This is a genomic window from Streptomyces sp. cg36, assembly GCF_041080675.1.
Lineage (GTDB): Bacteria > Actinomycetota > Actinomycetes > Streptomycetales > Streptomycetaceae > Streptomyces.
On sequence record NZ_CP163520.1, the window covers coordinates 6,462,204 to 6,488,103 of the forward strand.

Annotated in this window: 25 protein-coding genes; 19 read left to right on the forward strand and 6 right to left on the reverse strand. The window is 73.3% G+C overall.

The genetic code is table 11. The features are described from left to right. Positions 1–93: 93 nt before the first annotated feature. The 9 genes from rpmI to AB5J87_RS28805 all read left to right on the forward strand — a co-directional run bounded on the left by rpmI (position 94) and on the right by AB5J87_RS28805 (position 10,236). Entirely contained in the window at positions 94–288 is a 195-nt protein-coding gene (gene rpmI / locus AB5J87_RS28765) for a 50S ribosomal protein L35 (protein ID WP_030754426.1), read from the forward strand. A 106-nt stretch (positions 289–394) separates the two neighbouring features. Further along, a complete protein-coding gene (gene rplT, locus AB5J87_RS28770; RefSeq protein WP_003970214.1) occupies positions 395–778 on the forward strand; it encodes a 50S ribosomal protein L20 in 384 nt (127 codons plus the stop codon). Positions 779–937: 159 nt separating this feature from the next. Then, the gene (locus AB5J87_RS28775; protein WP_369383700.1) at positions 938–1,774 is read left to right on the forward strand and encodes a TrmH family RNA methyltransferase; all 837 of its coding nucleotides are present in this window, start codon (positions 938–940) and stop codon (positions 1,772–1,774) included. Positions 1,775–1,856: 82 nt separating this feature from the next. Further along, a complete protein-coding gene (locus AB5J87_RS28780) occupies positions 1,857–2,981 on the forward strand; it encodes an ATP-binding protein (RefSeq protein WP_369380683.1) in 1,125 nt (374 codons plus the stop codon). A 176-nt stretch (positions 2,982–3,157) separates the two neighbouring features. Next, positions 3,158–4,279, forward strand: a complete 1,122-nt coding sequence (gene pheS / locus AB5J87_RS28785) for a phenylalanine--tRNA ligase subunit alpha (RefSeq protein WP_369380684.1) — start codon at positions 3,158–3,160, stop codon at positions 4,277–4,279. After that, positions 4,279–6,807, forward strand: coding sequence for a phenylalanine--tRNA ligase subunit beta (gene pheT / locus AB5J87_RS28790; protein WP_369380685.1), 2,529 nt, complete (start codon positions 4,279–4,281; stop codon positions 6,805–6,807). Before pheS ends, pheT begins: the two co-directional genes overlap by 1 nt. Before the next feature lie 183 nt (positions 6,808–6,990). Next, the gene (locus AB5J87_RS28795) at positions 6,991–8,064 is read left to right on the forward strand and encodes a PP2C family protein-serine/threonine phosphatase (RefSeq protein WP_369380686.1); all 1,074 of its coding nucleotides are present in this window, start codon (positions 6,991–6,993) and stop codon (positions 8,062–8,064) included. Between the two features lie 243 nt (positions 8,065–8,307). Beyond that, a complete protein-coding gene (locus tag AB5J87_RS28800) occupies positions 8,308–9,648 on the forward strand; it encodes a transcriptional regulator (protein ID WP_369380687.1) in 1,341 nt (446 codons plus the stop codon). A gap of 51 nt (positions 9,649–9,699) precedes the next feature. Then, positions 9,700–10,236, forward strand: coding sequence for an NUDIX domain-containing protein (locus AB5J87_RS28805; protein ID WP_369380688.1), 537 nt, complete (start codon positions 9,700–9,702; stop codon positions 10,234–10,236). A 17-nt stretch (positions 10,237–10,253) separates the two neighbouring features. On the opposite strand, the gene AB5J87_RS28810 is transcribed toward AB5J87_RS28805, so the two are convergent. Together AB5J87_RS28810 and AB5J87_RS28815 are read right to left on the reverse strand one after the other, a co-directional pair. Continuing rightward, a complete protein-coding gene (locus tag AB5J87_RS28810) occupies positions 10,254–10,511 on the reverse strand; it encodes a hypothetical protein (RefSeq protein ID WP_369380691.1) in 258 nt (85 codons plus the stop codon). A gap of 250 nt (positions 10,512–10,761) precedes the next feature. Further along, on the reverse strand, positions 10,762–11,634 hold the full coding sequence (locus tag AB5J87_RS28815; RefSeq protein ID WP_369380692.1) for a 3-hydroxybutyryl-CoA dehydrogenase: 873 nt from the start codon (positions 11,632–11,634) through the stop codon (positions 10,762–10,764). Between the two features lie 165 nt (positions 11,635–11,799). Between AB5J87_RS28815 and AB5J87_RS28820 the strand changes: the two genes are divergently transcribed. Beyond that, positions 11,800–13,071: a glycoside hydrolase family 10 protein gene (locus AB5J87_RS28820; protein ID WP_369380693.1), complete on the forward strand. Its 1,272-nt coding sequence runs from the start codon at positions 11,800–11,802 to the stop codon at positions 13,069–13,071. Between the two features lie 9 nt (positions 13,072–13,080). On the opposite strand, the gene AB5J87_RS28825 is transcribed toward AB5J87_RS28820, so the two are convergent. Then, a complete protein-coding gene (locus tag AB5J87_RS28825) occupies positions 13,081–13,272 on the reverse strand; it encodes a DUF1918 domain-containing protein (RefSeq protein WP_369380695.1) in 192 nt (63 codons plus the stop codon). A gap of 73 nt (positions 13,273–13,345) precedes the next feature. Further along, a complete protein-coding gene (locus tag AB5J87_RS28830) occupies positions 13,346–14,308 on the reverse strand; it encodes a DMT family transporter (RefSeq protein ID WP_369380698.1) in 963 nt (320 codons plus the stop codon). On the opposite strand from AB5J87_RS28830, the gene AB5J87_RS28835 reads away from it, so the two are divergent. After that, entirely contained in the window at positions 14,307–15,746 is a 1,440-nt protein-coding gene (locus tag AB5J87_RS28835; protein ID WP_369380700.1) for a PLP-dependent aminotransferase family protein, read from the forward strand. The genes AB5J87_RS28830 and AB5J87_RS28835 overlap by 2 nt on opposite strands. A gap of 197 nt (positions 15,747–15,943) precedes the next feature. Here the strand turns inward: AB5J87_RS28835 and AB5J87_RS28840 are convergent, their stop codons facing one another. Next, positions 15,944–16,501 carry a sugar O-acetyltransferase gene (locus AB5J87_RS28840; RefSeq protein WP_369380703.1) on the reverse strand — a complete coding sequence of 186 codons (558 nt, stop codon included), beginning with the start codon at positions 16,499–16,501 and terminating at the stop codon, positions 15,944–15,946. Between the two features lie 206 nt (positions 16,502–16,707). On the opposite strand from AB5J87_RS28840, the gene AB5J87_RS28845 reads away from it, so the two are divergent. The 7 genes from AB5J87_RS28845 to AB5J87_RS28875 all read left to right on the forward strand — a co-directional run bounded on the left by AB5J87_RS28845 (position 16,708) and on the right by AB5J87_RS28875 (position 23,688). After that, positions 16,708–18,021 (forward strand): sensor histidine kinase, encoded by a 1,314-nt coding sequence (locus AB5J87_RS28845; RefSeq protein WP_369380705.1) that lies wholly within the window; start codon positions 16,708–16,710, stop codon positions 18,019–18,021. Further along, positions 18,018–18,686 (forward strand): response regulator, encoded by a 669-nt coding sequence (locus tag AB5J87_RS28850; protein ID WP_369380707.1) that lies wholly within the window; start codon positions 18,018–18,020, stop codon positions 18,684–18,686. The genes AB5J87_RS28845 and AB5J87_RS28850 overlap by 4 nt, the downstream gene beginning before the upstream one ends. A gap of 91 nt (positions 18,687–18,777) precedes the next feature. Beyond that, positions 18,778–19,809 (forward strand): N-acetyl-gamma-glutamyl-phosphate reductase, encoded by a 1,032-nt coding sequence (gene argC, locus AB5J87_RS28855; RefSeq protein ID WP_369380708.1) that lies wholly within the window; start codon positions 18,778–18,780, stop codon positions 19,807–19,809. Between the two features lie 88 nt (positions 19,810–19,897). After that, positions 19,898–21,055, forward strand: a complete 1,158-nt coding sequence (gene argJ / locus AB5J87_RS28860; RefSeq protein ID WP_369380709.1) for a bifunctional glutamate N-acetyltransferase/amino-acid acetyltransferase ArgJ — start codon at positions 19,898–19,900, stop codon at positions 21,053–21,055. After that, positions 21,052–21,951, forward strand: a complete 900-nt coding sequence (gene argB, locus AB5J87_RS28865) for an acetylglutamate kinase (protein WP_369380711.1) — start codon at positions 21,052–21,054, stop codon at positions 21,949–21,951. Before argJ ends, argB begins: the two co-directional genes overlap by 4 nt. Next, positions 21,948–23,141 carry an acetylornithine transaminase gene (locus AB5J87_RS28870; protein WP_369380713.1) on the forward strand — a complete coding sequence of 398 codons (1,194 nt, stop codon included), beginning with the start codon at positions 21,948–21,950 and terminating at the stop codon, positions 23,139–23,141. Before argB ends, AB5J87_RS28870 begins: the two co-directional genes overlap by 4 nt. A 7-nt stretch (positions 23,142–23,148) precedes the next feature. Beyond that, complete coding sequence (locus AB5J87_RS28875) at positions 23,149–23,688, forward strand: arginine repressor (RefSeq protein ID WP_190089598.1); 540 nt, start codon at positions 23,149–23,151, stop codon at positions 23,686–23,688. Positions 23,689–23,735: 47 nt separating this feature from the next. Here AB5J87_RS28875 and AB5J87_RS28880 read toward each other — a convergent pair whose 3' ends face one another. After that, a complete protein-coding gene (locus AB5J87_RS28880) occupies positions 23,736–24,449 on the reverse strand; it encodes a L,D-transpeptidase (protein WP_369383701.1) in 714 nt (237 codons plus the stop codon). A gap of 176 nt (positions 24,450–24,625) precedes the next feature. Here AB5J87_RS28880 and AB5J87_RS28885 point away from each other — a divergent pair, with 176 nt between their 5' ends. Then, positions 24,626–25,822 (forward strand): argininosuccinate synthase, encoded by a 1,197-nt coding sequence (locus AB5J87_RS28885; RefSeq protein ID WP_369380715.1) that lies wholly within the window; start codon positions 24,626–24,628, stop codon positions 25,820–25,822. Positions 25,823–25,900 lie beyond the last annotated feature (78 nt).

The window sequence follows — 25,900 nt, forward strand, 5'->3', positions numbered from 1 at the left end:
GGCAGCCGCCCAGGACAACCGATACACATGACGCTCCCGTGCGCCGGTCCCCGGACCGGCTGGGAGCGCCACTGACGAGGAGATAACGGCGCTATGCCGAAGAACAAGTCGCACAGCGGTGCCAGCAAGCGCTTCAAGATCACCGGCTCCGGCAAGGTGCTCCGTGAGCGCGCCGGCAAGCGCCACCTGCTGGAGCACAAGTCGTCCAAGCTGACGCGTCGCCTCACCGGCAACGCCGAGATGGCCCCGGGCGACGCCAAGAAGATCAAGAAGCTTCTCGGCAAGTGACGTCCTCCGCCTCCGGCAGACCGGAGGCGGGACGTCTGGACCGGGACCCATTCGAATTTCGGGCCGTGTGATCACCCACCGCGGCCCCGCTACAAGGAGTTAACAAGTGGCACGCGTCAAGCGGGCAGTCAACGCCCACAAGAAGCGCCGGGCGATCCTCGAAGCGGCCTCCGGCTACCGCGGTCAGCGCTCGCGCCTGTACCGCAAGGCCAAGGAGCAGGTCACCCACTCGCTGGTCTACAACTACAACGACCGCAAGAAGCGCAAGGGCGACTTCCGTCAGCTGTGGATCCAGCGCATCAACGCCGCTGCCCGCCAGAACGGCATGACGTACAACCGCCTCATCCAGGGTCTGAAGGCCGCCAACATCGAGGTGGACCGCAAGATCCTGGCCGAGCTCGCGGTCAACGACGCCAACGCGTTCGCCGCGCTCGTCGAGGTGGCCCAGAAGGCCCTCCCGAGCGACGTCAACGCCCCGAAGGCCGCGTAAGCGCCTGACGGCTTGTTGAGCCGGACCGGACCCGCAGGCCAACGGCCTGCGGGTCCGGGTGCGTTGCGGGGGCTTTCCCGGGGGCCGCACCCCCGGACCCCCCGCCCGCGGGGGCAGCGCCCCCAGGCCCCCACCCCCTCGTAGAGAGACCGCGTGTACATGCCCACCCCCGAGCTGATCTCCCCCCGTTCCCCCCGCGTCGCCGCCGCGAAGCGGCTCGCGCGGCGCAACTTCCGGGGCAAGGAGCGGCGGTTCATCGCCGAGGGGCCGCAGGCCGTGCGGGAGGCCGTGGAGCACCGGTCCGGCGGTGAGGCGACGCTGGTCGAGCTCTTCACCACCGTCGAGGCCGCCGAGCGCTACGCGGACATCGTGGCCGCCGCCCGCGACGCCGGGGCCCGGGTGCACTACGCCGACGACGAGGTGCTCGCCGAGGTCTCGCAGACCGTCACCCCGCAGGGCCTGGTGGGCGTCTGCCGCTTCCTGGACTCCCCGTTCGAGGAGATCCTCACGTCCCGGCCCAAGCTGGTCGCCGTGCTCGCGCACGTCCGCGACCCCGGGAACGCGGGCACCGTCCTGCGCTGCGCGGACGCCGCGGGCGCCGACGCCGTCGTCCTCACCGACGCATCCGTGGACCTCTACAACCCCAAGTCGGTGCGCGCCTCGGTCGGTTCGCTCTTCCATCTGCCGGTCGCCGTCGGCGTACCGGTGGAGCAGGCCGTCCAGGGGCTGCGGGACGCCGGGGTGCGCATCCTCGCCGCCGACGGCGCGGGCCGCGACGACCTCGACGACGAGCTCGACGCGGGCACCATGGGCGGCCCCACCGCCTGGATCTTCGGCAACGAGGCGTGGGGGCTGCCGGAGGAGACCCGGGCGCTCGCCGACGCCGTGGTGCGCGTTCCGATCCACGGCAAGGCGGAGAGCCTCAACCTGGCGACGGCCGCCGCGGTGTGCCTGTACGCCTCGGCGCGGGCCCAGCGCGCCCGTACTCCCCGCTGAGGGGCTCCGCACCGCCGCCCGCAGCTAGTAGTGTGGCGGGCTCGGGGGCCCACTGTGCGCTTCGGAGAGGTGGGATACGGGGATGGCTGTCGGCGTGAGGACCATCGGCGAGAATGCCCTGGTGTGCGCTAGCGGTGGCCCGGACACCCTGGGGATAGACCCCGAAGACCTGCCCGACGGACTCGTCGTCGCCGACGAACACGGCCGGGTCATCTGCTTCAACGCGGCGGCGGCCCGGATCACCGCCGTCCGCAAGCGCGACGCCCTGGGGGTGCCCCTGGAGCTCGCCCTGCCGCTGGAGGACCTCAAGGGCCGCCGCTGGTGGCAGCTCACCGACCCGTACGGCGGCCTCGCCATCCGGGTCGGCCAGCCCGAGCGCAATCTGCTGCTGCCGGGCGGCCGTGAGGTGCTGGTCTCCGCCCGGTACGTCCGCGAGCACCCCACCGGCCCGGTCCGCCGGGTGGTGGTCAGCCTGCGCTCCACCGAGGCCCGCCGGCGCACCGAGCGCTCGCACGCCGAGCTGATCGCCACCGTCGCCCACGAGCTGCGCTCGCCCCTGACCTCCGTCAAGGGCTTCACCGCGACCCTGCTCGCCAAGTGGGAGCGGTTCACCGACGACCAGAAGCGGCTGATGCTGGAGACCGTCGACGCCGACGCCAACCGGGTCACCCGGCTGATCGCCGAGCTGCTCGACATCTCCCGCATCGACTCCGGCAGGCTGGAGGTGCGCCGTCAGCCGGTGGACATCGCCGTCGCCGTGGGCCGCCACATCCAGGCCCATGTCGCCGCCGGCCAGCGCCCCGACCGCTTCCTGGTCCGCGTCCAGCGCCCGCTGCCCGATCTGTGGGCGGATCCGGACAAGATCGACCAGGTCCTGGGCAACCTGCTGGAAAACGCGGTGCGCCACGGCGCGGGAACCGTCACCATCGAGGTGGCACCCGCGCCCGTCCGCATCGACGAGCACGACGAGAAGGGAACGGCCGTCACCGTGAGCGACGAAGGCCCCGGCATCCCCGAGGAGTCGATGGGCCGTGTCTTCACCCGCTTCTGGCGGGGGAGCAAGCGCGGCGGGACCGGTCTCGGCCTCTACATCGTCAAGGGCATCGTGGAGGCGCACGGCGGCACCATCACCGTGGGCCGCGGCTCCGGCGGCGGCGCCGAGTTCCGATTTATCCTGCCCGTCGGCGCCCCGGCCTACCTCCAGTAGCGACCGCCGGGCCGCCCACGGGCGCATTCGCCTCACGTCACCCCGTTAGACTCGACCTTTGGCGCGTTCGTGTCCGTGCTGTCGCGCGGCGCGGTCGCCGTCGCCGTCGCGGGGACCCCCAGCCCCGGGGGCACCTCCCAGTGTTAGCTGGGGGACAATCGGAAGTACGGGAAGAGATGTCGGCACCCAATAAGTCGTACGACCCTGTTGAGGTCGAGGCACTGAAACCGGAAGAGATCGAGCGGATGCGGGACGAGGCGCTCGCCGCCTTCGCCGCCGCCGGTGACCTCGAAGCGCTCGCACACGCGAAGACCGCGCACGCCGGTGGCACCTCGCCCCTGTCGCTCGCCAACCGCGAGATCGGCGCGCTGCCGCCGCAGGCCAAGGCCGCGGCCGGCAAGCTCGTGGGCATGGCCCGCGGCGCCGTGAACAAGGCGCTGGCCGCCCGCCAGGCCGAGCTGGAGGCCGAGCGCGACGCGCGCGTCCTGGTCGAGGAGGCGGTGGACGTCTCGCTGCCGTACGACCGCGTACCGGCCGGCGCCCGCCACCCGCTGACCACGCTCTCCGAGCGCATCGAGGACATCTTCGTGGCCATGGGCTACGAGGTGGCCGAGGGCCCGCAGGTCGAGGCCGAGTGGTTCAACTTCGACGCGCTCAACATCGGCCCGGACCACCCGGCGCGCGGCGAGGCCGACACCTTCTTCGTCCAGGCCGCCGACGGCAGCGCGAACTCCGGCACGGTGCTGCGCACGCACACCTCCCCGGTGCAGATCCGCTCGCTGCTGGACCGCGAGCCGCCGGTGTACGTGATCTGCCCCGGCCGGGTCTACCGCACGGACGAGCTGGACGCCACGCACACCCCCGTCTTCAACCAGGTCGAGCTGCTCGCCGTGGACGAGGGTCTGACCATGGCGGGCCTCAAGGGCACCCTGGACCACATGGTCCAGTCGCTCTTCGGACAGGGCATGAAGACCCGGCTGCGGCCGAACTTCTTCCCGTTCACCGAGCCGTCCGCCGAGATGGACATGGTGTGCTACGTCTGCCGCGGCGAGTCCGTCGGCAACCCCGACCGCCCCTGCCGCACCTGCTCCAGCGAGGGCTGGATCGAGCTCGGCGGCTGCGGCATGGTCAACCCGAAGGTGCTCGTCGCCTGCGGTGTCGACCCCGAGAAGTACAGCGGATTCGCCTTCGGCTTCGGTATCGAACGCCTGCTGATGTTCCGCCACAACGTCGAAGACATGCGAGACATGGTCGAGGGTGACGTCCGTTTCACCCGGCCGTTCGGGATGGAGATCTGATGCGGGTCCCGCTTTCTTGGCTGCGGGAGTACGTCGACCTGCCGGCGACGGAGACCGGCCGTGACGTCCAGGCCAAACTCGTCTCCGCCGGACTGGAGGTCGAGACCGTCGAGCAGCTCGGCGCCGGCCTCAAGGGCCCCCTGGTCGTCGGGCAGGTGCTGACCATCGAGGAGCTGGAGGGCTTCAAGAAGCCCATCCGCTTCTGCACGGTCGACGTCGGCGGCGCCAACGGCACCGGCGAGCCGCAGGAGATCGTCTGCGGCGCGCGCAACTTCCAGGTCGGCGACAAGGTCGTCGTGGTGCTCCCCGGCGCCGTCCTGCCCGGCGACTTCGCCATCGCCGCCCGCAAGACGTACGGCCGCACCTCGCACGGCATGATCTGCTCCGGCGACGAGCTGGGCATGGGCGACGACGGCAGCGGCGGCATCATCGTCCTGCCGCCCGAGCACGAGGCCGGCACCGACGCCATCGAGCTCCTGGAGCTCGTCGACGAGGTCCTGGACATCGCCGTCACCGCCAACCGCGGCGACTGCCTGTCGATGCGCGGCGTGGCCCGCGAGGCCGCCATCGCGTACGGGCTGCCGCTGCGCGATCCGGCGCTGCTCGACGTGCCCGCGCCCAACTCGTACGGCTACCCGGTGAAGATCTCCGACCCGATCGGCTGCGACCGCTTCACCGCGCGCACCGTCGGCGGACTCGACCCCGAGGCCCGCTCCCCGATCTGGCTCCAGCGCCGGCTGCAGAAGGCCGGCATGCGGCCGATCTCGCTCGCCGTCGACGTCACGAACTACGTGATGATCGAGCTCGGCCAGCCGCTGCACGCCTACGACCGCACCCGCGTCGACGGCCCCATCGGGGTGCGCCGCGCGGAGGCGGGCGAGGTGCTCACCACGCTCGACGGCGCCAAGCGCAAGCTGGACGCCGCCGACCTGGTCATCACCGACAACCGGGGCCCGATCGGCCTGGCCGGTGTGATGGGCGGCGCCAACACGGAGATCGCCGACTCGGTCACCGACCCGGAGACCGGCCAGGTCACCGGCACCACCGAGGTGGTCATCGAGGCCGCGCACTTCGACCCGGTCGCCATCGCCCGCACCGCCCGCCGCCACAAGCTGTCCTCCGAGGCGTCCAAGCGCTTCGAGCGCGGCGTCGACCCGCAGGCCGCCTCCGCGGCGGCCCAGCGGACCGTCGACCTGCTGGTGCTGCTCGCGGGTGGCACCGCCGAGGCCGGTGTCACCGAGGTCATCGCGCCCTCCGCGCCGCGCACCATCTCCGTCTCCGCCGACCACCCGGACCAGGTGGCGGGCGTCGACTACGGCCGCGAGACCGTGGTGCGCCGCCTCCAGGAGATCGGCTGCGACGTGTACGGGCAGGACGAGCTCGTCGTCACCGTGCCGTCCTGGCGCCCCGACCTGGCCGAGCCGAACGACCTGGCCGAGGAGGTCATCCGGCTGGAGGGGTACGAGAACCTGCCCTCCACCCTGCCGAAGCCGCCCGCCGGCCGCGGTCTGACCGAGCGCCAGCGGCTGCACCGCCGGGCGGGCCGCGCGCTCGCCGGGGCCGGTTACGTCGAGGCGCTGAACTACCCGTTCCTCTCCGAGCAGGTCTTCGACCAGCTGGGCCTGGCGGCCGACGACCCGGCCCGCCGGGTGGTCAAGCTGGTCAACCCGCTCAACGACGAGGAGCCGGCGCTGCGCACCACGCTGCTGCCGGGCCTGCTCACCGCGCTGCGCCGCAACGACGGCCGCGGCAGCCACGACCTGGCGCTCTTCGAGACCGGTCTGGTCTTCCAGCCGGGCGAGCAGCAGGGCGTGGCGAGCGTGCTGCCGGTCGACCGCCGTCCCACCGACGAGGAGATCGCGGCGCTCGACGCGGTGCTGCCCGCGCAGCCCCGGCACGCCGCCGTGGTCCTCGCCGGTGCGCGCGAGCAGGCCGGCTGGTGGGGCGGGGGCCGCCCGGCGGACTGGGCCGACGCGGTCGAGGCCGCCCGGACCCTGGCCCGCGAGGCCGGTGCCGAACTCATCGTCCAGCAGGGCCAGTACGGGCCGTGGCACCCGGGCCGCTGCGCCGAGCTCGCCGTCGTCGTCGACAGCGAGATCGTCGCGGTCGGCCACGCGGGTGAGCTGCACCCGCGCGTGGTCAAGGCGCTGAGCCTGCCCGAGCGCACCTGCGCCATGGAGCTCGACCTGGACCTGCTGGCGAAGGCGGGGGAGGGCACCCTGCGGGCGCCCGGCATCTCCACCTTCCCGGTGGCCACCCAGGACGTGGCGCTGGTCGTCGACAACGAGGTCCCGGCCGCCGTGGTCGAGTACTTCCTGCGCGGCGGCGCCGGTGAACTCCTGGAGTCGATCCGGCTCTTCGACGTCTACACCGGCGAGCAGCTCGGCGAGGGCAAGAAGTCGCTGGCGTACGCGCTGCGCTTCCGCGCCGCCGACCGCACGCTGACCGTCGAGGAGGCATCGGCCGCGCGCGACGCGGCGGTGGCCCTGGCGGCCGAGCACACGGGCGCGGTGCTGCGCGGGGCGTGACCCCTCGGCAGGACCCGCGAAGGGCGCATCCGGACCCCCGGATGCGCCCTTCGCGCTTGTCTCACCACTCCTCACTCGTTCGGGTGAGAACGGGGGGCGAGATGGGCAAATGGGGCCGGTCGGTCGACAGAATCGATCCGGTCGTGAAGGCCGGAACGGTATGGGCCTAGGGGGGCCGACGGCATGATCCGGACCAGGAGTTGGGCGGCGGCCCGTGCGAGCGCCCTCGGTGCGGGGCGCGGGCCCGCCCTCGCGCTGCCCGTCCTCTGGCTGCTCGTGGTCGGGTGCTGGCAGCTGGCCTGCCCGCCGGCCGCCGACGACGCGGTGGGGCCCCGGATCGCCACCGGCGCGGCCTTCCTGCTCGCGGTCGGCTGTCTGACGTACGCGGGCCGGGCGGGCGCGGCCCGGGAGTTACGGCGGGTCCAGGAGGTCGCCGACGCCGCCCAGCGCGTACTGCTGCGCCCGCCGCCGCCGCGCATCGACGGGCTGACGGTGGCCGCGGGCCAGCTCTGCGCCGACGGGGACGGGGGCGCGTCGGTCGGCGGGGACCTGTACGAGGTGATGGCCACGCAGTACGGGGTGCGGGTCGTGATGGGCGATGTGCGCGGCCACGGGCTCGGCTCGCTGGGCGCGGTCGCGGCGGTCCTCGGCAGTTTCCGCGAGGCCGTCCACGACGAGCCCGGACTCGCCGGCGTACTGCGGCGCCTGGAGCGGGCGCTCCAGCGCCATCTGCGCGAGCGGGCCCGCGCCGAGCACCCGTCGGGCTGCGCGGCCGAGCCGGAGAACCCGCTGGCCGAGGAGTTCGTGACCGTACTGCTGCTGGAGATCCGCCCCGACGGCCAGGTGTTCGCCCTCAACTGCGGCCATCCCTGGCCCTACCGGCTGTGCGGCGGCGCCGAGGAACTGCTGCCCGGCGACCCCCTGCCGCCGCTCGGCTCCTTCCCGCTCCCGGCCGAACTGCCGCTCCACAGCTGCACCCGGCTGCTGCCCGGTGAGGCGCTGTGCCTGCACACGGACGGCGCGTCCGATGCCCGTGACCGCGCCGGGCGGTTCTTCCGGCTGCAGGAAGTACTCGCCCGGGCGGCCCTGGACACCCCGCTGTCCCCCGCCGCAGTGATCCACTGCGTACAGCGGGAGCTGTTGCGCCACACCGGCGGACGGCTCGCCGACGACGTGGCGTTGCTCGTGCTGCGCAACGACCGGGTGTGCGTTCCCGCGCAGCCCGGAGCCGTCGGGGCCGCGCGGGCCCGGCACTGAGGCGCTGTGTGCGCCGTCGGCCCTGCCGCGGAGTGACGGGCAGTTCGGCAGGACCGGCGGCGCCGGGAGCGGGCCGCCGCACTGTACGAGGGGGAGCCGGCGACCCACTGCGCCCCTGTGGAGAGGCAGTTCAGTCAAGCGGGCGCCGCATCGGGGCGGCAGAGTGCGCGACGCATAAATGCGAGTACTCCCTTCACACCCCGTGTGAACCCGCCTCCTCTACGCTGGGCAACGGAGGCCCTCATGCAGCCGAACACCCTGCTCGACGCGCTGGTCGACGAGGCCGGCATCTCCAACGCCGGGCTGGCCGCCCATGTGAACCAGGCCGGCCGCGCCAGAGGGCTGGCGCTGCGGTACGAACACACCGCCGTGGCGCGGTGGTTGAAGGGCCAGCGCCCGCGCGGCCAGGTGCCCGACCTGCTCTGCGAGGTGCTGGCGGCCCGGCTGCACCGGCCGGTCACTCTGGACGACATCGGGCTCGGCGTGCCCGGTGAGCCGGCCGCGCCGGTCGGCTCACCGCTGGCCGGGTTCGTGGAGCGGGCCACCGCCCTGTGGCGCTCCGACGAGCAGCAGCGCCCGCACATACTGGGCGCCGCCGCCGTCACCGGGACCCCCGCGGTGATGCCGGTGTGGGAGTGGGAGAACCCGCCGGAGGACACCGATGTGTCCCGGCACGGCCAGACGGCGGTGAGCGAGGGCGACATCGAGATGCTGCGGGCGGCCCGCGCGCACTACGAGCTGATGTACCGCAAGGCGGGCGGCATCGCCACCCGCTCGCGCATCGTGGGCTTCCTCAACTCCGAGACCGCGCCGCTGCTGCGCGGCTGCTACACCGACGAGACCGGCCGCCAGCTGCACCGCGCGACCGGGGGCCTGGTGGCGATCGCCGGGATCTGCGCCTACGACTCCAACGCCCAGGGCCTGGCCCAGCGCTACTTCCACCAGGCGCTGCGGCTGGCCAAGGCGAGCGGGGACCGGGGGCTCGGCGCCTATGTGATCGCGCTGCTGGTCAACCAGTCGCTGTTCATGCGGGACTACCGCCAGGCGGTCGCCTTCGCGGAGGCGGCGCTGCGGGCGGCGGGCCACCAGCTCACCCCGGCGCTGGCCGCCGATCTGCACGCGATGCAGGCCAAGGCGTACGCCCATCTCGGCGACGGGCGCAGCGCGCTCGCCGCGATCCGGGGCGCCGAGGCCGCGGCCGAGCGGATCCGGCCCAAGAACGAACCCGCCGAGACCGGCTACGTCCAGCCGGGCCTGGTCAACGTCCAGGTGGCGGAGGCCCTGCTGCGGCTCGGCGATCTGCCGGCCGCGCGCGAGCAGGCGGGACTGGCGGCGCACGCCCCCTCGCACGACCGGGGCAGAGTGCACCGGCTGGCGATGCTGGCGCAGATCGAGCTGCGGCAGGGCGAGGTGGACCGGGCCGTCGCGACGGCGGTCGAGATGGCCGAGCGGGCCCGGGGGATGGAGTCGCAGCGGTTGCGCGACCGGTTGCGCGTCGTACGCGAGCATCTGGTCGAGAGCGGTTGCGCCCGCGCCGAGGAAGCCGCCGAGCTGATCGACGGGGCACTGCGCGTTCCTCTGTGAGCGCGCGCCTGCTGCGATATTGCCATCTACTCGTCGGAAGGTGGCAAAAACGTGCAGTGGACGAACCTGAATGAACAAACTGTGTATGAGAACCGCTGGTTCCGGGTCAATCTCGCCGACGTCGTCCTCCCGGACGGGCGGCACCTCGACCACTTCCTGATCCGCCTGCGCCCGGTCGCCGTGGCGACCGCCGTCAACGAGGCCAACGAGGTCCTGCTGCTGTGGCGGCACCGGTTCATCACCGACAGCTGGGGCTGGGAGCTGGCCGCCGGAGTCGTCGAGGACGGCGAGGACATCGAGGCCGCCGCGGCCCGCGAGATGGAGGAGGAGACCGGGTGGCGGCCGGGCCCCCTGCGCCCGCTCCTCACCGTCGAGCCCGCCAACGGTCTCATCGACGCCCGGCACCACCTCTACTGGTCGGAGTCGGCCGAGTACATCGGGCACCCCGAGGACGACTTCGAGTCCTCGCGGCGCGAGTGGATACCGCTCAAGCTGGTGCCCGACATGATCGCCCGGGGCGAGGTCCCGGCCGCCAACATGGCGGCCGGACTCCTGCTGCTGCACCATCTGCGGCTCGGCGACGGCTGACCTCGGCCGTCACCGGCTCACCGCCCCAGCGCCTGCCACACCGCCACGGTGAGTGCGCCGAGGGCGGTGAGCGCCGTGATGGCGGGCAGTGGCCACCTCGTGTGCTCCAGGGACGCGACGCGCACGCCCAGTTCGGTCAGTTCGCGCTCGCTCTGATCGTCGCGGTGGGTGAGCAGGGTGACCTGCCCGTCGATACGGGCGAGGCCCACTTCCAGGGAACGGCGTAACTCGAACAGTTCGTCGACGGCCATCGGGAGGCCGGGGTCGCTCGGCACGGCGAGGCTCCTTGTCGTTGTGGCGGAGTGCCATTGACTTTTCGACAGGGAGTCAACTCGCCCTGATCCAGGGGCGGGAGAGTGTGCGTCACGCATATGCGGGCTCGCCGCGCACACCCGGTGTGAAACGGACGGGCCCGGTCCTCGTACGGAGGAGCCGGGCCCGGCTGCGGTGACGGGCGCCGCGGGGGTGCGCAAGCGGACGTACGCGGGCGTACCCACGCGGGCGTACGCGCTCAGGCGCAGGTGGTCAGGCGTACGTGTAGAAACCGGATCCGGTCTTGCGGCCCAGGCGCCCCGCGTCCACCATCCGCTGGAGCAGCGGCGGCGCCGCGTACAGCGGCTCCTTGAACTCGTCGTACATCGAGTCCGCGACCGAGGCCACGGTGTCCAGGCCGATCAGGTCGCTCAGCTTGAGCGGACCCATCGGGTGGGCGCAGCCCAGCTCCATGCCGTTGTCGATGTCCTCGCGGCTGGCGATGCCCGACTCGAACATCCGGATCGCCGAGAGGAGGTAGGGGATGAGCAGTGCGTTGACCACGAAGCCCGAGCGGTCCTGGGCGCGGATCGCGTGCTTGCCCAGCACCTTCTCCACCATGGCCTGGGCGCGCGAGATGGTGCCCTCGGAGGTGGTGAGCGCCGGGATGAGCTCGACGAGCTTCTGGACCGGCGCCGGGTTGAAGAAGTGGATGCCGATGACCTGGTCCGGCCGCGAGGTGGCGACCGCCAGCTTCACCAGCGGGATGGAGGAGGTGTTGGAGGCGAGGATCGCGTCCGGGCGGGTCACCACCTGGTCGAGGATCTGGAAGATCTCGGTCTTGACCTGCTCGTTCTCCACGACCGCCTCGATGACGAGATCGCGGTCGGCGAACTCGCCCAGGTCGGTGGTGAAGCTGAGGCGGGCGAGGGTGGCGTCCCGCTCCTCCTCGGTGATCTTGCCGCGCTCGGCCGCCTTCGACAGGGAGTTGTGCAGCCGGGTGCGGCCGATCTCCAGCGCCTCACCGGTGGTCTCGGCGACCTTCACGTCCAGGCCGCTGCGGGCGCAGACCTCCGCGATGCCGGCCCCCATCTGGCCGCAGCCCACCACTCCGACGCGTGCAATATCTCCCGTAGGGCCCGTCACATCGCTGCCTTTCGCTTCTGACAGAAAAGTCCTGGCGGGTCTCCCGTGTGATTCCGGCGCCCGTCCCGGCCCACGACGTTACTCCGCGCCTGCGTGTGGATCACGGGGTGGGGCGGGCATGCTGTGCGCAACACCGGACATTCGAGGCGACGAGGGGGTCGTCAAGTGGGACGGATCACTCGACGGGGGCTGCTGGCGGGAACCCTGGCAGCCGGTACGGCAGGAGCGGTGAACGGCCTGGTCACCGGGGATGCGCAGGCATCCGGAAGGGCGGCGCCGAGCCCCGGCGCGGGCCGGCCGTGGCACCCGCCCAGACCCCTGGAGTTCCGCGGCATGTGGCTGGCCACGGTGTCCAACCTCGACTGGCCCTCACAACCGGGTCTCACCCCCGCCCAGCAGGAGGCCGAGCTCCTGGCGCACCTGGACCGGGCGGCCGACCGCAGGCTCAACGTGGTGGCCCTCCAGGTGCGCCCCACCGCCGACGCCCTGTGGCCGTCCCCGTACGAGCCGTGGAGCCAGTACCTCAGCGGCGAGCAGGGCCGGGACCCGGGCTGGGACCCGCTGGGCACCGCCGTGCGCGAGGCGCACCGGCGCCGCCTGGAGCTGCACGCCTGGTTCAACCCCTACCGGGTGGCCAACCACACCGACCTCTCCCGCCTGGTCCCCACCCACCCCGCGCGGCTGCACCCCGACTGGGTCGTGGCGTACGGCGGGAAGCTCTACTACAACCCGGGGATCCCCGAGGTCCGCAGGTTCGTGCAGGACGCCATGCTCGACGCGGTCGCGCGCTACGACGTGGACGCGGTGCACTGGGACGACTACTTCTATCCGTACCCGGTGGCCGGCCAGACCTTCGCCGACGACGACGCCTACGCCCGCTACGGCGCGGGCTTCCCGGACCGGAACGCCTGGCGGCGCGACAACATCGACAAGCTGGTGCGGGAGACGGCGGCCCGGATCAAGCAGCTCCGGGGCCGGGTGAAGTTCGGGATCAGCCCGTTCGCGGTGTGGCGCAACGCGGCGACCGACCCGCTCGGCTCGCCCACCACGGCCGGTGTGCAGACCTACGACGACCTGCACGCCGACACCCGCAAGTGGGTGCGCGAGCACTGGATCGACTACATCTGCCCGCAGGTGTACTGGAACATCGGCTTCGCCGCCGCCGACTACGCCAAGCTGGTGCCCTGGTGGGACGCGGTCGCCCGGGGCAGCGGCACCCAGTTGATCGTCGGCGAGGCGCTCTACAAGGCGGGCGACCCGGCGCAGCCCGCCGCCTGGCAGGACCCGGCGGAGCTGTCCCGGCACCTCACGCTCGCACGGAAGTACCCCTCCGTGCGGGGCCACTGCTTCTTCTCGGCGAAGAACGTGGCCCTGGACCCGATCGGCGCCATGGCACGGGTGGTCGCGGACCACTACCCCGGACGGGTGCGGCCCTGACCGCGCCGGCTACTCCTGCGCCGGGGGCTGGACGACGGTGTCCGGCCCCGGGGACATCAGGGTCTCGTGCCCGTCCGCGAAGCGGACCCGGTACGGCGGGGTCCCATTGGGGCCCAGCACCTCGATGACCTCCGCGCTCCGGTCTTGCTGCCCCACGGTTCTGCCGTGGACCAGCAGCCGGTCGCCCACACTGGCTCGCATGCGCCCAAGTCTAGGGCGGACAGGGCGAGTTGGACCCCGACCGGGTACCGGGCGCGGCGCGGCCGGGGCGGTTTCAGGCCGCCGCCCGCTGGGTCACGGCGATGCAGACGAGCACCCCGGCGGCGGCCAGCGGGGCGGCCGGCGAGAGGTGCTCGCCCAGCAGCAGGACCGCCCAGACGAGGGTGAGCAGCGGCTGCGCCAGCTGGAGCTGGCTCGCCCGGGGCACCCCGATGGCGGCCATGCCCCGGTACCAGACGTACAGCCCGGCGAACTGCGACCCGGCCGCCACCCACAGCACCCCGAGGACGCCGTGCGCGTTCAGATGGACCGGCTCGGCGGCGAGGGCCGACGCCGAGCCGAGGACGGCGAGCGGCAGCGTGAGGACCAGCGCCCAGCCGATCACCTGCCACCCCGGCATCTCCCGGGCCAGGCGCCCGCCCTCGGTGTATCCGGCGGCGCAGATCAGCAGCGCGCCGAAGAGGTAGAGGTCGCCGGTGGAGAGGGCGCCGCCGCTCTGCTGGACGGTGAAGGCGAGCACCACCGCGGCTCCGGCCAGCGCGGCGGCCCAGAAGGCGCGGGAGGGGCGGCGGCCGGTCCGCAGGGCCGAGAGCGCGGCCGTGGTCAGCGGCAGCAGGCCCACGACCACGGCCGCGTGCGAGGTGGTGGACGTGCGCAGGGCCAGGGTGGTCAGCAGCGGGAAGCCGACCACGGTTCCGGCCGCGACCACGGCGAGGCCCGCCCAGTGCCGCCGCTCCGGCAGGGCCACCCGGCCCGCCAGCAGGAACGCGCCCGCGATCACTCCGGCGAGCAGGCAGCGGACGGCGACCAGCGACCACGGCCCGAAGCTCTCCAGGCCCCAGGCGGTGGCGGGGAAGGTCAGCGAGAAGGCGACGACCCCGAGCCCGGCGAGCAGGGTGCCCTGCCGGGCGGCGGCCGGGGCCGGGGCGGCGTCCGGCGCGGTGGCCGGGGCGGCGGTCTCACCGCGGCCGGTGACCGCTATCGACTTCGAGGCGGTAGCGCTATTCTGTCCTGTCATGCAAGAGCGTAGCAGTGTGGCCGAACTGGCAAACAGCCTCAGAGATGAGCTCGACCGCTACTCGGTGGGTGGAAAGCTGCCGTCCAGCCGTGCGCTCGTCGAGCGCTACCGCGTCTCCCCGGTCACGGTCTCGCGCGCGCTCGCCCAGCTCGCCGCCGAGGGCCTGGTGGTGACCCGGCCGGGCGCCGGAGTCTTCCGCGCCGAACCCCGCGCCGCCGCCGCCCGCCCCGGCGACACCTCCTGGCAGGAGGTCGCCCTGAGCGCCGACGCCGCCACCGAGCTGGTGCCGCGCGCGGTCGACGCCTCCGGCGTGCTGGTCACCCTCGCCGTGCCGCCGCCCGAGGTCATCGAGTTCAGCGGCGGCTATCTCGCCCCCGCCCTCCAGCCCGAGCGCGCGATGGCCGCCGCCCTGGCGCGGGCCGGGCGCCGCCCGGGCGCCTGGGGACGCCCGCCCGCCGACGGCCTCGCCGAGCTGCGCGAGTGGTTCGCCCGCCAGATCGGCGGCACGGTCACCGCGGCCGAGGTGCTGATCTGCGCGGGCGGCCAGTCCGCGCTGACCACGGCGCTGCGCGCGCTCGCGCCGCCCGGCGCGCCCGTCCTGGTGGAGTCGCCCACCTACCCCGGCATGCTCGCGGTGGCCCGCGCCTCCGGATGCCGTCCGGTGCCGGTCCCGGCCGACACCGACGGGGTGCGCCCCGATCTGCTCGCCGAGGCGTTCCGGGCCACCGGCGCCCGCGTCCTGGTCAGCCAGCCCCTCTTCCAGAACCCGACCGGTGCGGTGCTCGCCCCGGCTCGGCGGGCCGAGGTGCTGCGGATCGCCCGTGCCGCCGGGGCGTTCGTGATCGAGGACGACTTCGCGCGGCTGCTCGTGCACGCCGACGCGGGACCGCTGCCCGCGCCGCTGGCGGCCGACGACCCGGACGGCGTCGTCGTGCACGTCCGCTCGCTCACCAAGGCGACCTCGCCGAGCCTGCGCGTCGGCGCGCTCGCCGCCCGGGGCCCGGTCCTGGAGCGGCTGCGCGCGATCCAGGTCGTCGACAGCTTCTTCGTGCCCCGCCCGCTCCAGGAGACCGCCCTCGAACTGGTCGGCTCCCCGGCGTGGCCGCGCCATCTGCGCGCGGTGGCCGCCGAGCTGGCCGCCCGCCGCCAGGCCATGGCGGCGGCCCTGGCCCAGCACCTGCCGGGGGTGGCGCTGCCGCACCTGCCGTCCGGCGGCTACCACCTGTGGCTGCGGCTGCCGGACGGCACGCCCGAGTCCGCGGTGGCCTCGGCCGCCCTGCGCCACGGCGTCGCCGTCGCCCCGGGCCGCCCCTACTTCAGCGCCGAACCCCCGGCCCCCCATCTGCGCCTCAGCTACGCGGGAGTGGCGGGCCGCTCCGAGATCGAGGAGGGGGTACGGCGGCTGCGGTCGGCGTACGACGAGGTGGGCGCGGGCTGACGGGGGCCCGGGCGTGCCGGGCCGGGCCTGCGGGGGCCCGGCCGGAGGGCGCGGACCGGGGCGGGCGGCCCGCGCCGACCGCGCGGAAAGCCTCGCGCACGGCCCGGCCGCTCGGCGCACCCTGCGCATCCCACCCGCTCAGCACGCGCCCCGCGCCGACCGCTCAGAAAGCCCCGCGCCCCGTGCCCCCCGCCCGCTCAGGTCAACTCGCGTACCACCCGGGCCGGGTTGCCGACCGCGAGTACCCCGGCGGGCAGGTCCCGGGTGACCACCGCGCCCGCGCCCACCACCGTGTTCGCGCCGATGCTCACCCCGGGGCAGACGATCACCCCGCCGCCCAGCCACACGTTGTCGCCGATCGTCACCGGCTCCGCCTTCTCCCACCCGGCCCGCCGTCGTTCGGCGTCCAACTCGTGGGTGGGGGTGAGCAGTTGGACGTTCGGGCCGATCTGGACGTCCCGGCCGACGGTGATCCGTCCGGTGTCGAGGAAGACCGCGCCGAAGTTCACGAACGTACCGGCGCCGATCGTGATGTTGTAGCCGAAGTCGCAGTGGAACGGCGGTCGCACCCGTACCGACGGGTCGGCCCCGCCCAGCAGTTGGGCCAGCAGCGCGTGGCGCTCGGCGGGCGGCGCCCCGGCGGAGGCGTTGTAGGCCGCGCACCGCGCGATCCGGCGCTCGGTGTCCGCCGCCAGCTCGGGGTCGTCCGGCAGGTACCACTCACCGGCCAGCATCAGCCGCTTGTTCTCGCCCACGCCCGACTCCTCCCTCGTCCTCGCTCACCGCGCTCCGCGCAGGATGTCACCGCCGCCGCACGGGCATTGCCCCGCCCCACCGCCCCCGCCCGCCCCTACCCGTCATACCTGAGAGCTACGCGGCGGATCCCCTCCCGGGACCGACGCGCGCGCCGGGCCCCGGTCCCTATCTTCGCCAAGGGCGGTGCACGGTGGGGCGATGCCCCGTGCCTGGGCTGAGCGGCGACGACGAGGGGGAAACGGTGTCGGGTGGGGGAGTGGCGCGGCCGGTGGGGGCCGTGCGGACGGTGCTGCGCGCGGTGCGCGAGGACCTGTTCCGGGCGGCGCGCGACCCGCTGCCGCGCCAGGGGATGCTGGGCTGGCTGCCCCATGTGCACGTGGTGCTGTTCGCCCTGGTGGTGGGGTTGGCCAACGCGGGCGAGTACGCCAACGCGATGAACCCGGTGACGGTGCCGGTCGGGATCTGCACGGTGCTCCAGGCCGGGTCGGTGGCGCTGGCCCTGTTCCGTCCGGTGCCCGCCATGTGGCTGTCGACGGCCGCGCTGTTCGTGACGGCCGAGGCCGCGGACGGCCGCATCCCGGTGGGCCGGGTCTGGCCGTGGAGCGTCTCCGGGATCGCGCTGCACACCCTGGTGCTGCTGCTCCTGTCGCTGCGGGTGCCGACCCGGGTGTCGATCGCCGCGCTGGTGATCACCCTGGGCTCGGGCATGGTCTCCGCGGCCTCCCCGGCCCAGACCCACAACCAGGTGCTCAGCCGGGCCGCGATCGCCTTCGCCACCGCCGTGGTCGTCGGCGCCTCGCTGCGCACCGGCCGGGTGGCCCGCGACCGGCTGGTGGAGCAGGAGGTGCTCACCGCCGAGGAACGGGCCCGGCGCACCCTCCTGGAGGAGCGCGGCCGGATCGCCCGCGAACTGCACGACGTGGTCGCCCACCACATGTCGGTGATCTCCATCCAGGCGCAGGTCGCCCCGCACCTGGTGGCGGAGCCCTCCGACGAACTCCGGGAGAACCTGGCGGGCATCCGCGAGAACGCCGTCCAGGCGCTCACCGAACTGCGCCGGGTCCTCGGGGTGCTGCGCTCGTCCGGTCCGGAGGCGGAGGCCGCCCGGCACGCCCCGCAGCCCACCCTGGACCGGCTCGGCGCCCTGGTCGCCAATGTGCGCGCGGCCGGTCTCGACGTGGTCACCGAGACGACCGGCACCCCGCGCCCGCTCTCGCCGGGCACCGGGCTCTGCGCGTTCCGCATCGTCCAGGAGGCGCTGAGCAACGCGATGCGGCACGCGCCGGGGGCGCGCGTGCGGGTCCTGATCGGCTACCGCCCGGCCGGGCTCGCGGTGCGCGTCACCAACTCCGCGCCCGCCCGCGCCCCCGGGGACTCGCCCGGCACCGGCCACGGGCTGCTCGGGATGCGGGAGCGGGCTGCGATGCTGGGGGGCGAACTGGCCACCGGGCCCACCCCCGACGGCGGTTTCGAAGTCACCGCGCTGCTGCCCGCCGACCCCGCCGAGGACACCCCATGACGATCCGCGTGCTCATAGCCGACGACCAGATGATGGTCCGCCAGGGCCTCACCGTGCTGCTGAACGCCGAACCCGGCATCGAGGTCGTCGGGCAGGCCGTGGACGGCCTGGACGCGGTGGCCAAGGTCGCCGAACTCGCCCCGGACGTGGTCCTGATGGACGTGCGGATGCCCGAGCTCGGCGGCATCGAGGCCACCCGCCGGATCACCGCCCCGGCCGACGCCGCCGTGAAGGTCCTCATCCTCACCACCTTCGACCTGGACGAGTACGTCTACGAGGCGCTGCGCGCGGGCGCCTGCGGCTTTCTGCTCAAGGACGCGTCGGCCGCCGAACTCGCCCACGCCGTAAGGGTGGTGGCGGCCGGGGACGCGCTGCTCGCCCCGAACATCACCAAGCGCCTGATCGCCGAGTTCTCCCGTACGGCGGGCGCCCCGCGCGCCCCGCTGCGCGAGCGCGTGGCCACGCTGACCGGGCGTGAGACGGAGGTCCTGTCCCTGATCGCGCAGGGCCTCTCCAACGCGGAGATCGCCGGGGGCCTGGTGGTCGCGGAGCAGACGGTGAAGACCCATGTGAGCCGCATCCTGGTCAAACTCGGCCTGCGCGACCGCACCCAGGCGGCGGTGTTCGCGTACGAGTCGGGGCTGGTGCGGCCGAGCGGCTACTGAGCGGCCCGGGTCCGGGGGGTGCACGCTTATGCAGCCCTTTGCATAAAGCTGCATAGGTGCGTATAGTCATGCCATCGACGAGGAGGCTTCGATGGCGGTACGAGCGGCAGTGGCCGGGGCGAGCGGGTACGCGGGCGGGGAGCTGCTGCGGCTGCTCCTCGCGCACCCGGACGTCGAGATCGGGGCCCTGACCGGGAACAGCAACGCCGGGCAGCGGCTCGGCGCGCTCCAGCCGCATCTGCTCCCGCTGGCCGGGCGCGTGCTCCGGCCCACCACCACCGAGGTGCTGGGCCGCGGCCACGACGTGGTCTTCCTGGCGCTGCCGCACGGCCAGTCCGCCGCCGTCGCCGAAGAGCTCGGGGACGAGGTGCTCGTCATCGACATGGGCGCCGACTTCCGGCTCAAGGACGCCGCGGACTGGGAGGCGTTCTACGGCTCCCCGCACGCCGGGACCTGGCCCTACGGGCTGCCCGAACTGCCGGGAGGCCGCGCCGCGCTGGAGGGGTCCAAGCGCATCGCGGTCCCCGGTTGCTACCCCACCGCCGTCTCGCTCGCGCTCTTCCCCGCGTACGAGAGCGGTGTCGCCGGGCCCGAGGCCGTGATCGTCGCGGCCTCCGGCACCTCCGGCGCGGGCAAGGCGGCCAAGCCGCATCTGCTCGGCAGCGAGGTGATGGGCTCCATGTCGCCGTACGGCGTGGGCGGCGGGCACCGGCACACCCCCGAGATGGTGCAGAACCTCAGCGCCGCCGCCGGGGAGCGGGTCACCGTCTCCTTCACCCCGACGCTCGCCCCCATGCCCCGGGGCATCCTCGCCACCTGCTCCGCCAGGGCGAGGCCGGGCGTCACGGCGGAGGCGGTGCGGGCGGCGTACCAGAAGGCGTTCGCGGACGAGCCGTTCGTCCATCTGCTCCCGGAGGGGCAGTGGCCCGCCACCGCCTCGGTGTACGGCTCGAACGCCGTGCAGATCCAGGTGGCGTTCGACGCGGGCGCCCACCGGATCGTGGTGGTCGCCGCGATCGACAACCTGACCAAGGGCACCGCGGGCGCCGCGGTGCAGAGCATGAACATCGCCCTGGGGATCGACGAGACCACGGGCCTGACGACGACCGGGGTCGCCCCGTGAGCGGGGCGCGCGCGGCCACCGGTCCGCAGTCGACGACGAGAGCCGCAGCGGCGTGCCGCGCGGACGGCGAAGCGAACGAGGAGACGAAGTGAGCGTCACGGCAGCCAAGGGATTCACGGCGGCGGGCATCGCCGCCGGGATCAAGGAGAACGGCAACCCGGACCTGGCCCTCGTGGTCAACGAGGGGCCGCGCCGAGCCGCCGCGGGCGTCTTCACCTCCAACCGCGTCAAGGCCGCCCCCGTGCTGTGGTCCCAGCAGGTCCTCAAGGGCGGCGCGGTCACCGCGGTCGTCCTCAACTCCGGCGGCGCCAACGCCTGTACGGGCCCGCGGGGCTTCCAGGACACCCACGCCACCGCCGAGAAGGCCGCCGAGGTGCTGGCCGGGCACAGCGCGGGCGAGGTCGCCGTCGCGTCGACCGGGCTCATCGGTGTGACGCTGCCGATGGACAAGCTGCTGCCGGGCATCGAGAAGGCCGCCGCCGAACTCTCCGCGCACGGCGGCGAGAAGGCCGCCATCGCCATCAAGACCACCGACACCGTCCACAAGACGTCCGTGGCCGGCCGGAACGGCTGGACCGTGGGCGGCATGGCCAAGGGCGCGGGCATGCTCGCCCCCGGCCTCGCCACCATGCTGGTCGTCCTCACCACCGACGCCGACCTGGACGCCCCGGAGCTGGACCGCGCCCTGCGCGACGCCACCCGGACCACCTTCGACCGGGTCGACTCCGACGGCTGCATGTCCACCAACGACACGGTGCTGCTGCTCGCCTCCGGAGCCTCCGGAACCACTCCCGGCCACGCGGAGTTCGCCGAGGCCGTACGGGAGGTCTGCGACGACCTGGCGCGCCAGCTCATCGGGGACGCCGAGGGCGCCAGCAAGGACATCCGCATCGAGGTCGTGAACGCCGCGAGCGAGGAGGACGCCGTCGAGGTGGGACGCTCCATCGCCCGCAACAACCTCCTCAAGTGCGCCATCCACGGCGAGGACCCCAACTGGGGGCGGGTGCTCTCCGCCATCGGCACCACGAAGGCCGCCTTCGACCCGGACCTGCTCAACGTCGCCATCAACGACGTCTGGGTGTGCAGGAACGGCTCGGTCGGCGAGGACCGCGACCTCGTCGACATGCGCTACCGGGAGGTCCGGATCACCGCCGACCTCGCGGCCGGTTCCGCCGAGCCCGTCGTCATCTGGGCCAACGACCTGACCGCCGACTACGTCCACGAGAACAGCGCGTACAGCTCATGACCACACGAAAGCACACCGCCCTGCCCAAGGCGCAGATCCTCATCGAGGCGCTGCCCTGGCTGACCCGGCACCACGGCAGGACCGTCGTCATCAAGTTCGGCGGCAACGCCATGGTCGACGACGAGCTCAAGGCCGCCTTCGCCCAGGACGTCGTCTTCCTGCGCCACGCCGGTCTGCGCCCGGTCGTGGTGCACGGCGGCGGCCCCCAGATCAGCGCCCAGCTGGACAAGCACGGCCTGGTCAGCGAGTTCAAGGCGGGCCTGCGCGTCACCACGCCCGAGGCCATGGACGTCGTACGGATGGTGCTCGCCGGGCAGGTCCAGCGCGAGCTCGTCGGGCTGCTCAACCAGCACGGCCCGCTCGCCGTCGGCCTGACCGGCGAGGACGCGCACACGATAACCGCCACCCAGCACCGCCCCGAGATCGACGGCGAGCTCGTCGACATCGGCCGGGTCGGCGAGATCACCGCGATCGACACCGGCGCCATCGAGGCCCTCCTCGCGGACGGCCGGATCCCGGTGATCTCCTCGATCGCCCGCTCCCAGGACGACGGACATGTCTACAACGTCAATGCTGATACGGCGGCTGCGGCTCTTGCGGCTGCGCTGGGCGCCGAGACCCTGATGGTCCTCACCGACGTCGAGGGGCTGTACGAGGACTGGCCGCACAGCGACGACGTCATCAGCAGGCTCACCGCGAGCCAGCTGGAGAAGCTGCTGCCCGACCTCTCCAGCGGGATGGTCCCCAAGATGGAGGGCTGTCTGTTCGCGGTGCGCAACGGCGTGCACACCGCGCGCGTGATCGACGGGCGCGTCCAGCACTCGATCCTGCTGGAGATCTTCACCGACGAAGGCATCGGCACCATGGTCGTGCCGGACGGACAGGGGGAACCATGAGCGGCCTCACCCAGCGGTGGCAGCAGGTCATGACGGACAACTACGGCACCCCGCCGCTCGCCCTGGTGCGCGGCGAGGGCGCCAGGGTGTGGGCCGAGGACGGCACCGAGTACGCCGACTTCGTGGGCGGCATCGCGGTGAACGCCCTCGGCCACGCCCACCCGGCGGTCGTGGCGGCGGTTTCCCGCCAGATCTCCTCGCTCGGCCACGTCTCCAACCTCTATGTCGCCGAGCCCCCGGTCGCGCTCGCCGAACGGCTGCTCCAGCTCTTCGGCCGGCCGGGCCGGGTCTTCTTCTGCAACTCCGGCGCCGAGGCCAACGAGGGCGCTTTCAAGATCGGCCGGCTGACCGGGCGCACCCGCATGGTCGCCACCGAGGGCGGCTTCCACGGCCGGACCATGGGCGCGCTCGCGCTCACCGGCCAGCCGGGGAAGCAGGGCCCGTTCCGGCCGCTGCCCGGCGACGTCACGCACGTTCCGTACGGGGACGCCGAGGCGCTGCGGGCCGCGGTCACCGAGGAGACCGCGCTGGTCGTCATCGAGCCGATCCAGGGCGAGAACGGCGTGGTCGTCCCGCCCGAGGGCTATCTGCGGGCGGCCCGCGAGATCACCTCGGCCACCGGCACGCTGCTCGTCCTCGACGAGGTGCAGACCGGCATCGGGCGCACCGGCACCTGGTTCGAGTACCAGCAGCACGAGGGCGTACTGCCCGATGTCGTCACCCTCGCCAAGGGGCTGGGCGGCGGGCTGCCGATCGGCGCGACCGTCGCCTTCGGACCCGCCGCCGACCTTTTCCGGCCAGGACAGCACGGCACCACCTTCGGCGGGAACCCGGTCGCCTGCGCGGCCGGACTCGCCGTTCTCGACACGCTGGCGGCCGACGGCGTGCTCGACGACGTGAAGCGGCTGGGGGAGCGGCTGCGCGACGGAATCGAGGCACTGGCGCACCCGCTGGTCTCCCATGTCCGCGGTGCGGGCCTGCTGCTGGGTATCGTGCTCACCGAGGCCGTCGCAGCTCAGGTGCAGCGTGCGGCCCAGGACGCCGGGTTCCTCGTCAACGTGCCCGCCCCCGATGTCGTACGGCTGATGCCGCCGCTGATCATCGGTGACGCGGAGGTGGACTCGTTCCTCGGGGCGCTGCCCGGTGTCCTCGCAGCGGTGACCAACGGGGACGGAAGATCCGGAGAATGAGACGACGATGACCGACGAGGCGCAGGACCAAGAGCTCGGCGGCCCCGCCGTACCGCAGACCCGCACCGCCCGCCACCGCCGGATCGTGGACATCCTCAACCGGCAGCCGGTGCGGTCCCAGAGCCAGCTGGCCAAGCTGCTCGCGGACGACGGGCTGAGCGTCACCCAGGCGACGCTCTCCCGCGACCTCGACGAGCTGGGCGCGGTGAAGATCCGCAACACCGGCGGCGAGCTGATCTACGCGGTGCCCAGCGAGGGCGGCTTCCGCACGCCCAAGGCCCCCCTCGGCGAGTCGGCCAAGGAGGAGCGGATGCGCCGGCTCTCCGCGGAGCTGCTGATCTCCGCGGAGGCGTCCGCCAACCTGGTGGTGCTGCGCACCCCGCCGGGCGCCGCCCAGTTCCTCGCCTCGGCCATCGACCAGGCCGAACTCCACGACATCCTCGGCACGATCGCGGGTGACGACACCCTGATGCTGATCAGCCGGGACCCGGCGGGCGGCCAGGCGCTGGCGGACCATCTGCTGCGGCTGGCGCAGAACGACCGCTAGCCGGGGGGCCGTTCGGCCCGGAGACCGCCCGCGCCCCCCGGCCGGTCTCAGTAACGGGTGAGCGCGGTCGGCCCGGACGCCGTGCCGATCGCGATGTGGGGGTGTTCGGCCGGGTCCGCCCAGGCCAGGATGCGGGCCATCGCGTCGGCCGGGACGGAGACGCAACCGGCCGTCGCGCCCTTTCCGTTGACGTGCAGGAAGATCCCGGCACCGCGCCCGCGCACCGGCTGGTCGTAGTTGAACCCGACCACCAGTGCGCGGGCGTACTGCGTGGGGAACGCGGCGATCCGCTCCGACTCGCTCGCGCGGCAGTCCGCGGGCAGCCCCTCCACCCAGCGGTTGTACGCCTGCGCGGCGGTGTCCTCGCACCACCAGGACCTGTCGGTGGCGCGGCGGTAGGAGTAGCGCGTCCCGGCGGGCGCGGCCGTGGTGCCGAAGGCGTACGGCAGGTCGTAGAGGCCGGTCGGTGTGGTGCTGGTGCTCTGCTTGCGGGCGGTGCCCTCGACCAGCCCGTTGGCGCCGAACCGCGCGTCGGCCCGGCCCGCCTCCACCCACAGCGGCCCGCGCTTGTTCCACCAGGTCACCCGGCCCGTGGTGGAGCCGGTTGCGGGTGCCTCGGCGGTGATCAGCTGGGTGCCGCCGCCGGTGTCGGCCATCCGGTTGGGCAGGTTCGGGGCGGGGAAGGGGCGGGCGGTGTCCGCCGTGGCGGCCGGGGCCGCGAGCGCGAGCAGGGCCGCGCCGAGTGCGAGAGCGGTACGCATCATGGGCCGACCGTACGCGGCCCCCGTGCCGCCGTCCCCCCGGGGGACCCCACTGCCGCCCCGCCCGTGCGGGCCGTTCTTCCCGGGCGGCGGCACCCCTCACGGCGCGCGTTGACAAAACATACGGACCACTGCATAGTTATACCCATCACCGAATGCACCGTAAGGAGAAACCCGTGACCGAGCGCGTCGTACTCGCCTACTCGGGCGGTCTGGACACCTCCGTCGCCATCGGCTGGATCGCCGAGGAGACGGGCGCCGAGGTCATCGCCGTTGCCGTGGACGTCGGCCAGGGCGGCGAGGACCTGGACGTCATCCGCAAGCGCGCGCTCGCCTGCGGTGCCGTCGAGGCCGAGGTCGCGGACGCCAGGAACGAGTTCGCCGACGAGTACTGCCTCCCGGCGATCAAGGCCAACGCCCTCTACATGGACCGGTACCCGCTGGTCTCCGCCCTCTCCCGGCCGACCATCGTCAAGCACCTGGTGGCCGCCGCGAAGAAGCACGACGCCTCGATCGTGGCCCACGGCTGCACCGGCAAGGGCAACGACCAGGTGCGCTTCGAGGCCGGCATCGCCGCCCTCGGCCCGGACCTGAAGTGCATCGCCCCGGTCCGTGACTACGCGATGACCCGGGACAAGGCGATCGCCTTCTGCGAGGCCAAGAACCTCCCCATCGCCACCACCAAGAAGTCCCCGTACTCGATCGACCAGAACGTCTTCGGGCGGGCCGTCGAGACCGGCTTCCTGGAGGACATCTGGAACGCGCCGATCGAGGACATCTACGAGTACACCTCGAACCCGGCCACCGCCCGCGAGGCCGACGAGGTCGTCATCTCCTTCAAGGAGGGCGTCCCGGTCGCCATCGACGGCCGCCCCGTCACCGTCCTCCAGGCCATCCAGCAGCTCAACGAGCGGGCGGGCGCCCAGGGCATCGGCCGGATCGACATGGTCGAGGACCGGCTCGTCGGCATCAAGTCCCGCGAGGTGTACGAGGCGCCCGGCGCGATCGCGCTGATCACCGCCCACCAGGAGCTGGAGAACGTCACCGTCGAGCGCGAACTGGCCCGCTACAAGCGGCAGGTCGAGCAGCGCTGGGGCGAGATGGTCTACGACGGCCTGTGGTTCTCCCCGCTCAAGCGCGCCCTGGACGGCTTCATCAACGAGGCCAACCAGCACGTCACCGGCGACATCCGGATGACCCTGCACGGCGGTCGTGCCGTCGTCACCGGCCGGAAGTCCGAGGAGTCGCTGTACGACTTCAACCTCGCCACCTACGACTCGGGCGACACCTTCGACCAGTCCAAGGCGCAGGGCTTCATCGAGATCTTCGGCCTCTCCTCGAAGATCGCCGCGCGGCGTGATCTGCAGGCGTAGCCCGACGCGGACCCGGCGCAACGACGACTCGCGGTAGGTGCCGCCTCCCCGATCCTCCGCGGCGGGGAGGCGGCACCT

What these genes read in the sequence shown, in the direction of transcription:
- rpmI (WP_030754426.1), top strand. Translation starts at nt 94, where the DNA reads ATGCCGAAGAACAAGTCGCACAGCGGTGCCAGCAAGCGCTTCAAGATC.
- AB5J87_RS28775 (WP_369383700.1), top strand. Translation starts at nt 938, where the DNA reads ATGCCCACCCCCGAGCTGATCTCCCCCCGTTCCCCCCGCGTCGCCGCC.
- AB5J87_RS28780 (WP_369380683.1), top strand. Translation starts at nt 1,857, where the DNA reads ATGGCTGTCGGCGTGAGGACCATCGGCGAGAATGCCCTGGTGTGCGCT.
- pheS (WP_369380684.1), top strand. Translation starts at nt 3,158, where the DNA reads ATGTCGGCACCCAATAAGTCGTACGACCCTGTTGAGGTCGAGGCACTG.
- pheT (WP_369380685.1), top strand. Translation starts at nt 4,279, where the DNA reads ATGCGGGTCCCGCTTTCTTGGCTGCGGGAGTACGTCGACCTGCCGGCG.
- AB5J87_RS28795 (WP_369380686.1), top strand. Translation starts at nt 6,991, where the DNA reads ATGATCCGGACCAGGAGTTGGGCGGCGGCCCGTGCGAGCGCCCTCGGT.
- AB5J87_RS28800 (WP_369380687.1), top strand. Translation starts at nt 8,308, where the DNA reads ATGCAGCCGAACACCCTGCTCGACGCGCTGGTCGACGAGGCCGGCATC.
- AB5J87_RS28825 (WP_369380695.1), bottom strand. Translation starts at nt 13,272, where the DNA reads ATGCGAGCCAGTGTGGGCGACCGGCTGCTGGTCCACGGCAGAACCGTG.
- AB5J87_RS28835 (WP_369380700.1), top strand. Translation starts at nt 14,307, where the DNA reads ATGCAAGAGCGTAGCAGTGTGGCCGAACTGGCAAACAGCCTCAGAGAT.
- AB5J87_RS28830 (WP_369380698.1), bottom strand. Translation starts at nt 14,308, where the DNA reads ATGACAGGACAGAATAGCGCTACCGCCTCGAAGTCGATAGCGGTCACC.
- AB5J87_RS28850 (WP_369380707.1), top strand. Translation starts at nt 18,018, where the DNA reads ATGACGATCCGCGTGCTCATAGCCGACGACCAGATGATGGTCCGCCAG.
- argC (WP_369380708.1), top strand. Translation starts at nt 18,778, where the DNA reads ATGGCGGTACGAGCGGCAGTGGCCGGGGCGAGCGGGTACGCGGGCGGG.
- argB (WP_369380711.1), top strand. Translation starts at nt 21,052, where the DNA reads ATGACCACACGAAAGCACACCGCCCTGCCCAAGGCGCAGATCCTCATC.
- AB5J87_RS28870 (WP_369380713.1), top strand. Translation starts at nt 21,948, where the DNA reads ATGAGCGGCCTCACCCAGCGGTGGCAGCAGGTCATGACGGACAACTAC.
- AB5J87_RS28875 (WP_190089598.1), top strand. Translation starts at nt 23,149, where the DNA reads ATGACCGACGAGGCGCAGGACCAAGAGCTCGGCGGCCCCGCCGTACCG.
- AB5J87_RS28880 (WP_369383701.1), bottom strand. Translation starts at nt 24,449, where the DNA reads ATGCGTACCGCTCTCGCACTCGGCGCGGCCCTGCTCGCGCTCGCGGCC.